The sequence below is a fragment of the Cyanobium sp. NIVA-CYA 375 genome (assembly GCF_056108345.1).
The window spans coordinates 1-9,502 of record NZ_JBSYHW010000084.1 but is presented as its reverse complement, the minus strand read 5'-3'; the positions used below and the strand labels follow the sequence as shown (position 1 = coordinate 9,502).

The window sequence follows — 9,502 nt, the reverse complement described above, 5'->3', positions numbered from 1 at the left end:
TCACCCTCCGGAAAGGGTCACAGGACCTCCTGAGTTACACCACTCGGAGGGGCGCTACCCAAGGACCCAGCCGTGGCGCGTTTTCTTGACGGGAAGGCCGGCTCGGTGGGCCCGGCGAAGAACGCTGTTGGTGGAAAGCATGGGGGGTGGATTTGATAAGGAAGCCCGACGAGTGGAGCTCCGAGTACCTAACGAGATTAGGGCGAGAAAGCGAGGCTTAGCGACACCACTGAAGCCATATAAGCGACACTTACGTTACACGAACATGCCCATAAGTTTGCAGTTTGCGCATTGCCTTGATTTGCAGGCAAAGAGTTTACAAGTTAGGAGGAGATTTGAAGCTTGAGGGGAGTGTAATGAGAGCTTGCAGGCAGGCTTTCAAAGCTTCCATCACAACGAAGTTGAACTTACAGGCTGGCTGTTAAAGCTTTTAGCTTCAAGGCAGAAGTTGTAAGTTCCATGGAGACAGGAAGGGGTTTCAATAAAGCAAGATGACCCGAATTCACGTTGCTTCATCTAAGGGCGCTTCCAGAGATGGCCTGATGCCAAAAGGGAAAGCTGCGTAAGCCATTTGTGAGTCAGGCAGCACAAACCCGTTCCCTTGACGGCGCCGGCCGGTTGGATTTCGGCAAACGGGGCCTCAATGGCGCCGCATGGATTGAGCCAAGCGACGGAGTGAGGATCGAACTAGAGATGCTGTGAGTTTGCGGCGCAGCGGAACGCCCAAGCAGGGGCGAGCGGGTGGGCGGAACAAATGGATGGGCTGACCAAGCAGCGCAGCGGAACGCCGAATGGGATTGACCTAATGGAGCAAGCGGATTGGGCCGCCAGAGGCGGCCTTGTGGCCCTCAGGCCTTCAGCTGCAGCCGCAGAGCCTCAAGAGCCTTCTTCTGGGCCCGCTGCACCGACATGGCGCTGATTTGCAGCTGCGAGGCCGCCTGCCGGAGCGAGAGGCCCTCAAGGATGGTGAGCCTCAGGGCCGTGGCTTGAGCTGCAGGCAGCTGATCTACTAGCTGCTCCAGCGCCAGATCATCAGCGGGCCCGGCTGCTTCTTGCTCTGGGGCCGCCAGCTGATCGAGCAGGCACGGCTCGCCTTCGGCGTGGCCATCAAGACTGATGTGACCCAAAGGGCACTGACCCTGCTCATGCAGCCGGCGTGGAATGCGCACCAGCCGCACCCGATCGCGCAGGTGATGCTGCAGGGCACCTGAGATGCAACGGCGCAGATACGGCTCTGCAGGCTCACCTGCTTTGCAGCGCAGCACGGAACGGAGCAGGGCTTCTCTTGCTACCTGGATCAGATCCTCCCGCTCGACCAAAGGGAAGAAGCGGCGGGCTACAGCTGAGGCAACGGCATCAGCCAGGGAGAGGTGCTCCAGCACTAGGGCATCGCGGGCACGGAGAGCAGAGCGGGAAAGTGGGGCAGCCATCTGGGGACGGCAGAGAACCCCACCCCCAACGGCCAGCCGCAGTGATGTGACAAGGACGCCCCACCGGGGCGCATGGCCCGATCCTTGACGCAGCGCGAGGACTGGACGAGGGATTCAGGTGGGTGTTTGACGGCCCGGTGGCGACCTGCTCCCCCACGCCTGCCTTTAATGCAGCAGTCCCTGCTCAGCCGCTGAGACACTTGGCATACCGAGTCCGGCAGCCGCGATGAACCGTTACCGCATCGTCCGGGACGACGGCCAGTTGGACAGCATCGCCGGCCAGTCGTTTGCGACGTACAACGAGGCCTACGCCGTGCTGGAGCGCTACTACGACGATATGTGCTGCTCGGATGATCGGGAGTACTACAGCGTCGAGGAGGACAGCGTCATGGTGGACAGCGCCGCGGAGGACCTAGCCGATGCCCAGAGCGGCTGAGGGCAGGCAGCCGAACGGCGGCAGTCGCGGAGCGCCGAGACCCAGCAGCCCACCGAAGTGCTGGCGGGCTCGATTGAGCGCGTCAAATTCCACAGCGCCGAGAGCGGCTTCTGCGTGCTGCGCATCAAGGCCCGCGACCACCGCGAGCTGGTGACGGTGGTGGGCCACGCGGCTGAGATCAGCGCCGGCGAATTGGTCACCGTCTGTGGCACCTGGGTGAAAAGCCGGGAGCACGGCCAGCAGTTCAAGGCGGCCTTCCTGTTCTCCTTGCCGCGTACCACGGCCTAGGGAATCGAAAAGTATCTGGGATCGGGGATGATCCGCGGCATCGGCCCGATCTATGCCAGCAAGTCGTAAAAACAAACGCTATCGAAGGATTAAAACTTGACGGAATAAGACACCTTTGAGCCACGACTTGTCAATCGACGCTTGCCACACAGCAGGTCGTCAGCCAAGGCATAGAATGTGTTTTCAGCTGCGGCGAGGAATCCATGACTGACTCAGGGCTCTTTTTCACTCCGCTCGAAATCCTGGAAGCTATCTCTGTTCAGATTGATCCAGCAGCTGGAACTTCTGGAATGCTGATAGCAGCTAGTGAGCTACTCAATAACCCATTGCTCGTGAATCCACCTTTCTGCTTGCGGGACCAGCCTTAAAGAGATCTAGGCGCACTCTGAATCAGCCCCTGGGATGATCACGATTGGCGCATAAATCAGGATGCATCAGTAACTATGTGCTCGTTTTCAGTTGCCCTTTATTTACCTAATCGTAAAAACAATTAGACCCTGCTTTAGGCCGCCATGGCTGCCAAAGCCCTTGTTTTGATCAGGTCGAGCAGGTGGCAGATGTTGTGGACTTCAGCAACCGAAAATAGGCTCTCCGGTCCTTGCGCGAGATCGCTGAAAGGTGCTTCGTAGAGACGGGTGACATCCATGACGCCGCGGCTGGTGAGTTCGTCAATGATCTCGTTGATATAGCGAATCTGATTGGCGGTGTGGGTGCCGTCGGCCAGAAACTCAGCGAAGACTTCCTTGGCAGCATTGCGGTCGAGGCCTACCAGGGAGCGGATGAACAGGCCAAAACCATTGCACTCCTCAGCCGCCCGCTGGATCGCCTGCTCGGTGCCGACGCCATGGGAGAGCAGGAAGCGCTGTAGCTCATCCAGATCAGCTTCCGTGAGGGGTTGGTTCTTGCGTAAGCGCTGCATTGTGAGGTGGTCGTCATGGGCCTGCAGGAACTCGCGGGCACGCAGGCGGAACTGCTGGAACTCATCGCGGCTGAGCAGGGCGGCGGCATCGAGTTCGCGCAGCTCACCGAGCTCGTCGGCGAAGTTGGTGTAAAGGGGTTCCCTGCTGATCGTTTCGATCAGACCCATCAGGCCACGCAGGCGCCGCCGCGCTTCCTCGAGCATCGGCACGGTGATGTCTTGCCACCATTCATCGCGGAGCAGATCACGAATTAGCTCCAGTTCGGCCGCCACCTGGGGAATGTTGGGCCGGGCCTCCAGCTGGGCGGCCAGCTCGCGCAGCTGCAGCTGGAGGCGTTGGAAGCGCGGTTCCCCTCGTAGCAAGGAGAGCTGCAGGTTGTAAAGGAGTAGATCAAAACGGCGTGCGTCGGCGTCGGTGTCGCCCTGCTGCTCGGCGTAGGCGGAGGGCAGGGAAGCCAAAGTGATCGCCAGGTCCTGGTGATCACCCTGGCTGAGTTGGTTCCAGGCCTCGGGACGGCTGAAGCACTCCACCAGCTGGAGGTGGGGGCGCACCAGGAAGTTGTCGGCGGGGCAGGCGGCCACATGGCAGCGCAGCAGCTCGGCCAGCGTGTGGCGATGCAGCCGCAGGTCTGGTTCTTCGGAGTCGCTGGCGGGCAGCTTCTGATCGATCGTGTCGATCAGGGAGAGGCGTGCGCGGAACAGGCGAGTGCTGAGGCTTTCGGGCGCGGAAGTGGACTCGACCCCGCCTTGACCGAGAAAGAATTCAAGGTTCTCGCAGAGATCGAAGATCCAGAAGCACTCCTTATCGCGCCCAGGGCCAAACAGGTCTTTGCAGGTGCGGGTGCCGCGCCCCACCATCTGCCAGAACTTGGTGCGCGAGCGCACCGGCTTGAAGAACACCAGATTGACGATCTCAGGGATGTCGATGCCGGTGTCGAGCATGTCGACGGAGATGGCGATGCGTAGATCGCTGTCTGGATCAGAGAACTCGTCAATGAGCGATTGGGCGTACTTCACCTGGTTGTCGATCACCCGGGCGGCCTTGCCGGCGAGGTGGGGGTAGTGGTGATCAAAACGCTCGCGGATAAATTCAGCGTGCTTGTGGTTGCGCGCGAAGATCACGCTCTTGCCAAGGCGATCGCCACCGGCTTCGAGGCAGCCCTTGGTCATCAGCACCTGCAGCCCCTTGTCGACGGTGTCGGCGTTGAACAGCCAGGCGTTGATGGCGCCGGACTCGATCCGACCGGATCCGAGCACGTTCTCCTCCCAGTCGAGCAGGTCCCACTGGCTCTTCTCGTCGTCACTGAGGGCGTCGTAACTGATGCCTTCGCGCGGAAAGCGCAACGGCACAGAAATGGGCCTGAACGGCACGAGGAAGCGATCGCCAACAGCCTGATCGAGGCCGTACTCATCGGTGGGGAGGCCGATCTCTCGATCGAACAGCTCGTAGGTGTTGCGGTCGATCTCCTCGCGCGGTGTGGCGGTGAGTCCGGTGAGCAGCGAATCGAAGTAGGCAAAGATCGCCCCGTACTTCTGATAGACACTGCGGTGAGCCTCGTCGATGATCACCAGATCGAAGTGGCCCACCCCAAAACGCTTGACGCCGTGGGAGTCCTCTGCATCGATGAGGTTCATCATCGTGGGGTAGGTGGAGAGGAACACTCGCCCCTCGCCACCTTTATTGGTGACGAGATTCACCGGTGAGCAATCGGGCAGGAAGCGACGGAAAGCCCGCTCGGCCTGGAGCACCAGCGATGTGCGATCGGCGAGGAACAGCACCCGTTTCACCCAGTTGCAGCGGGTGAGCACGTCGGTGAGCGAGATGGCGGTGCGGGTTTTGCCGGTGCCGGTGGCCTGCACCAGCAGGGCCTTGAGTCGTCCCTGCTCGAGGGATTCACAGATCGCCCGGATCGCTCGCTGTTGGTAGTAACGCCCGGCAATGGCAGTGGAGATGGTGGCCTGAGCAAGGGGCTGACGGATCTCCCGACGGCGGATAAGGGTTTCGAGCTCCTCTTTCTTGTAGAAGCCCTGCACGTCCCGCGGCGGGTAGCGGAGGTCATCCCACAGGCGATGGCGGTAGCCGTTGGAGAGAAAGATCAGAGGCCGCTGGCCGTAACGCTGCTCCAAGCAGTTGGCGTAAAGCTCCGCCTGGCGCTCACCATCACGTGGATCGCGGCTGGTGCGCTTGGCTTCCACCAGGCCGAGGGGCTTGCCGTCGTCGCCCCAGAGCACGTAATCCACGAACCCTTGGCCCGTGGCATTGGGCATCCCCTGCACCTCGTGTTCATGGGTGCAGCTCTGGCCATGCACCCAGCCGGCTTCTTCGAGGTAGAGATCGATGTAGAGCCTGCGGGTTTCAAACTCGGTGGTGTCGACCTCGGGCTTGTCCTCCGCCTCCCTGGTCTTGCGCTCAGCAGTGATCTCCTTACGCAGGCGCTCCAGCTCCTGCTTGGAAGCTTTGCTGGCTTCCGTGGCTTCGCGCAGCTGACGATCCCGTTCGGCGAGCTGATGGGCAAGTTCCTGCAGCTGTTCACGTGTGGGGCCGGGCGCTGCGGCCGCCTGCGGCAGCATGGTCAACAGCGCCTTATTGAAACGGGCGGCCCGAGCGGTGTCGCGATCCCGGCCGTAGGTGAGGGCAAGCCAGCGCAGCACATGAAACAGCTCACTGGCGACGAGCACCGAGGCCGCCACGCGCATCGGCTCAGCGCGGTGCACCGCCTCATTGCCGCGGTTCTTGATGAGCTGGACGCGACCCAGCGTCTGTTCGCCAACGAGCTGGCGAAAGTCAAAGGCATGGATCAGCTGCGAGAGGCTTGCTTCTTCCCAGGGTCGTTGCAGTTGGGCATCGTTCTCATACACCCACTCCACCAGCAGCTCGATGGTGCGGCGGGCGTAGAAGCAGGCAGTGCGGGGATCGGAGAGAGCAAATTGCTCAACCTTCTGCGCCTCCTCGTGGAGCTCAGGCCACTGGCTGGCGATCAGGGCGTACTGGGAGGTCATTGGCTGGACTTGCCTCCAGAGCGCCTATCGGCCTCGATCGCGTCTGTCACATAAGCCTGAAGACCGTGCAGCAACGGCGGCCAGCTGCGGCGATCCGGGGTGTCCTCCAGCGGCAAGTCGTCGTAACGGAACACCGTGCCGAACGGCGTGAGGGTCTGCACCGCTTCGAAGCCATCTGGCAGGGACATGCCGTGGCTTGCGAGCAAATCGAGCAGCAATCCGATGTTGTGACTGCGCGGGTAGTCGTACCCATGGAGGGCAAGCAGCGCCTTGATCAGTTTTTCGGCCGCCTGCTGGGCGTGGTAGCCGAGGGTCTCGTCGTCGATGGCTGGATCATCCAGCAGCCTGTCGAGCACGGCCAGGTCTTGAGCTGCTTTGCGCTGCAGCAGCCGTGCCTGATCAAAGCGAGTCATGAAGCACCCGTCCCTCGCAGTGCGCGGCGTATTCGAGTGTGCCGGGAATACGGGAGCGCTCGTTGAAGTGGGCCTGGCTAGTGACCACCAGATCCACCGACATCAGCACACCGCGCAGCGCCTTCTGCAACCGCACCGTTTCGCTGTAGCGGCTGGTGAGCTCGGGTTCAACCACCAGCAGATCCAGATCGTTGGCAGCGGCCAGCTCGCCCCGGGCTGCAGAACCAAAGGCAATCAGCCGCAGCGGCGATGCTGCGACCACTAGACGGTTAACCACGTCGTTGATCTTTTCGGCCGTGACGGCCCAGGCCCGTACTGGAGCCCCAGTGCCAACAGCAGGAGTGGCTTGGGTCATCGGGCTGAAGGCGATCGGTTGGATCGCGTGGAAGCACCTCAGGCTAAGGCTGGCTAACGATTTCACGACTCTCCCTCCAATTGCCGCTCCAGCGACTGGCGAATCAGACCGAGGGCATAGGAAACGCCGTCCAATGTGGAGACACCGAGCTCTACATCCCCATTGCCCCAGCGGCCGATGCCAGTCACGTTTTTGGCCAGGCCCCTGGGGTCGTCCAGTTCCGCAAAGGGCATATTGAGGCTGAGGCGCAGCCGCTTGGCCTGGGGAACGATGTCGACAAAGTTGGTCTCGGCCTTGTATGCGATGTAGAGCTTGAGCACCTCCTGGCTCACATTTGGATCCAACGCCCGGATGCGGGCATCCAGTACGTCGAAGACCGCACGGATCTGGGGGTTGGACAGCTGAGGGTTGTCGTCGAGGGTGTAGCCAGCGACCTGGCGGCGGCTGAGTTGCCGGTAGGCCTGGCGCTGCTCCTCGCTCAGCTGGGGCGATGACCAGACATCCAAGGCGCTTGCCGCGAGGGTCTCCCCTCGCTGGCGCATTGCGTCGACATCCCATCGGTCCAGTTGGCCCAGGCCCTGGTTCAGGCGCAGGGGACTGGTGCGGAAGCCGCCCTCCTGGTGGTCCCGCTTGTTGAGGAACGGGCGGTCGCTGAGTTCGGGGTTGTAGCCGGTGAGGGTGAGGTTGCCGAGGCGGTGCAGCCACTCTTCTTGCAGCTGGGCCCAGTCGGGACCGAGGGCCTCACGCCAGGCAGGGGAGAGGTCGGTGTTCTGGGGAAGGATGTGCTCAATCGTGTAATCAGCCACTGCAATCGGCTCCTTGCGCTGGTGGTTCTCCAGGCGGCGGAGCCAGTAGCTGCAGCTCTTGTTGAACTTGTAGAGGTTGCGGATCTGCAGGTCGCGGCGGAACTCCTCATCTGAAGGGAAGCGCCGGTAGGAGGGCAGATCGAGCAGGTGGGCCTTGAAGCTGGGCAGGTAGTGACCCAGTTCGCGGCGCAAGAAGCGGCTGAAGGTGGCGAAGGTTTTCTGCTGGGAGTTGGAAGGAATGGCGCAGACAGCCCGGCGGAAGACATAGGCCTCCAGCAGGCGCAAGGCTTCCAGCAGCTCATTGCGGCTGAGCAGGCCGGCCTGATGGTCGCCGTAGAGCTCCAGTAGCAACGGCGTGACGACGTTGACCTTGAGCTCGCGCAGGTCGTGGAACACATCCCGCAGCTGCGGATCGGGCTCCTTCCCCAGGGCTACGCGGCAGTAGCGGATGGCGATGGAGTGGAGATCGCTCAGCAACGCCTCGATGCCCGCTTCCGCGACGCCTGGCTGGCGCTCGTACTGCTTAAACACCTCGTAGACCAGATCGAGCCGGGGCACCTCGGCGGTTTTTAGGGTGAGGAAGTCGCGCATGAAGGCGCTGAACTCATTGCCGCTGTAGGCCTCCTGACCGAAGGCCTGCTCCATCGGCCGCCAGTGGAGGGTGTAGAGCCGCTCCTGCAGGTCGGGCGGCTGGCCCATCAGCACATAGTTGCGGATCAGATCGGCCTGGGAGAGCTCCCGGCCGGTCGAGTTCATGCTCTCGAAGATCAGCTGGGGATTGTCCTGATCGCGGGAGAGGGCCACATCCACCACCAGCAGCTTGCTTATGCCCCGGCAGACCACGGCCAGATCGGTGGTGGGTGCGCGCAGCTGCTCCAGGAAAAACTTGTGGTTCTCCTGGATCCGGATCGAGGGCTCAGCTGGCAGCGCTGCCGTGGTGGGATCCACCAGCGCCATCAGGGTGACGCGATCGGTATCGGAAAGCAGCAGCTTGAAGCGCTTGTCGCCTTTCTGGTGCCGGCGGGTGAGGTAGGTCTCGCGGATGATGGCCGGAGCAAACTCCTCAATCGGCTCCTGCTGCTCTTCTGGCAGCCCATCCAGCACATCCGCCAGGGCCGTGAGCAGCAGGGTGACGGTGGTGAGCCGCTGCTGGCCATCGATCACCAGCTTGGGGGCCTGCACCGCGAGGTTGCCGAGGCCCTCATCGATGTGCACCACCGAGCCGATGAAGTGCACACCGATCTCCTCGGTGGATCCGGCACGGTGAATGTCAGCCCAGAGCTGCTGGCATTCCTTGAGCGTCCATGAATAGGTGCGCTGATAGATCGGAATGATGAACTGGGAGACGGCGCCCAGGATCTGAAGCAGCTTGGCTTCTGTGGCTTTCATGATCAGCTAAAGCCCTGGATTAGCGAGCTAGTCAAACTGCTCCTCAGCTGCTCTGCTATTTGTGCTAACGAGGCGAACTTGCGACCGACGTGGAGTTCAACCGCATCCAGCCTCTCAGCAATTTCAACCTGCCTCTCAAGTGGTGGCAGTGGTATCTCAACCGAGCTGACAATAGAGGTATTTAAGTTCTTGACCGTTGCACCCGCAGCCGCCCGCGCAAACTGCGCAAAACATGCTGGAGACCCAAGAACATGATAGAGGTAATCGGAGTTGCAAGTCGCATGAGCATCGCGAAGCACTAGCCATCCGTCATGGATGGCTCCATTCGTTTTCATGATGTAAGGACGACCAAAGCTCATCGAATTGGAAAGCAGAAGATCACCCTCCTTCAACTAGCAGAAACCTTGGGTCAGCTGTTGAGCCAGCTGGCTGGTGGCCCGATCAGTGAGTTGGAGGTGCGCCTCCA

The 9,502-nt window shown here is 61.4% G+C and carries 8 protein-coding genes; 2 read left to right on the top strand and 6 right to left on the bottom strand.

From position 1 onward, the window contains the following. Positions 1-848: 848 nt before the first annotated feature. Entirely contained in the window at positions 849-1,430 is a 582-nt protein-coding gene (locus tag AC01FP_RS14695; RefSeq protein ID WP_474481356.1) for a sigma-70 family RNA polymerase sigma factor, read from the bottom strand. 226 nt (positions 1,431-1,656) lie between these two features. On the opposite strand from AC01FP_RS14695, the gene AC01FP_RS14690 reads away from it, so the two are divergent. Both AC01FP_RS14690 and AC01FP_RS14685 read left to right on the top strand, forming a co-directional pair. Continuing rightward, positions 1,657-1,866: a hypothetical protein gene (locus tag AC01FP_RS14690; protein WP_474481355.1), complete on the top strand. Its 210-nt coding sequence runs from the start codon at positions 1,657-1,659 to the stop codon at positions 1,864-1,866. A 57-nt stretch (positions 1,867-1,923) separates the two neighbouring features. Beyond that, the gene (locus tag AC01FP_RS14685) at positions 1,924-2,154 is read left to right on the top strand and encodes a YrrC family ATP-dependent DNA helicase (RefSeq protein ID WP_474481353.1); all 231 of its coding nucleotides are present in this window, start codon (positions 1,924-1,926) and stop codon (positions 2,152-2,154) included. 502 nt (positions 2,155-2,656) lie between these two features. On the opposite strand, the gene AC01FP_RS14680 is transcribed toward AC01FP_RS14685, so the two are convergent. From AC01FP_RS14680 to AC01FP_RS14660, 5 genes are all read right to left on the bottom strand, one after another. Continuing rightward, positions 2,657-6,073: a DEAD/DEAH box helicase family protein gene (locus AC01FP_RS14680; protein WP_474481351.1), complete on the bottom strand. Its 3,417-nt coding sequence runs from the start codon at positions 6,071-6,073 to the stop codon at positions 2,657-2,659. After that, positions 6,070-6,486 carry a HEPN domain-containing protein gene (locus AC01FP_RS14675; RefSeq protein WP_474481349.1) on the bottom strand — a complete coding sequence of 139 codons (417 nt, stop codon included), beginning with the start codon at positions 6,484-6,486 and terminating at the stop codon, positions 6,070-6,072. The genes AC01FP_RS14680 and AC01FP_RS14675 overlap by 4 nt, the downstream gene beginning before the upstream one ends. Then, positions 6,473-6,841 (bottom strand): nucleotidyltransferase domain-containing protein, encoded by a 369-nt coding sequence (locus AC01FP_RS14670; protein ID WP_474481347.1) that lies wholly within the window; start codon positions 6,839-6,841, stop codon positions 6,473-6,475. The genes AC01FP_RS14675 and AC01FP_RS14670 overlap by 14 nt, the downstream gene beginning before the upstream one ends. 62 nt (positions 6,842-6,903) lie before the next feature. Beyond that, a complete protein-coding gene (locus tag AC01FP_RS14665; protein ID WP_474481345.1) occupies positions 6,904-9,036 on the bottom strand; it encodes a GmrSD restriction endonuclease domain-containing protein in 2,133 nt (710 codons plus the stop codon). A gap of 2 nt (positions 9,037-9,038) precedes the next feature. Then, positions 9,039-9,428 carry a restriction endonuclease subunit S gene (locus AC01FP_RS14660; RefSeq protein ID WP_474481344.1) on the bottom strand — a complete coding sequence of 130 codons (390 nt, stop codon included), beginning with the start codon at positions 9,426-9,428 and terminating at the stop codon, positions 9,039-9,041. Between the last annotated feature and the right edge of the window lie 74 nt (positions 9,429-9,502).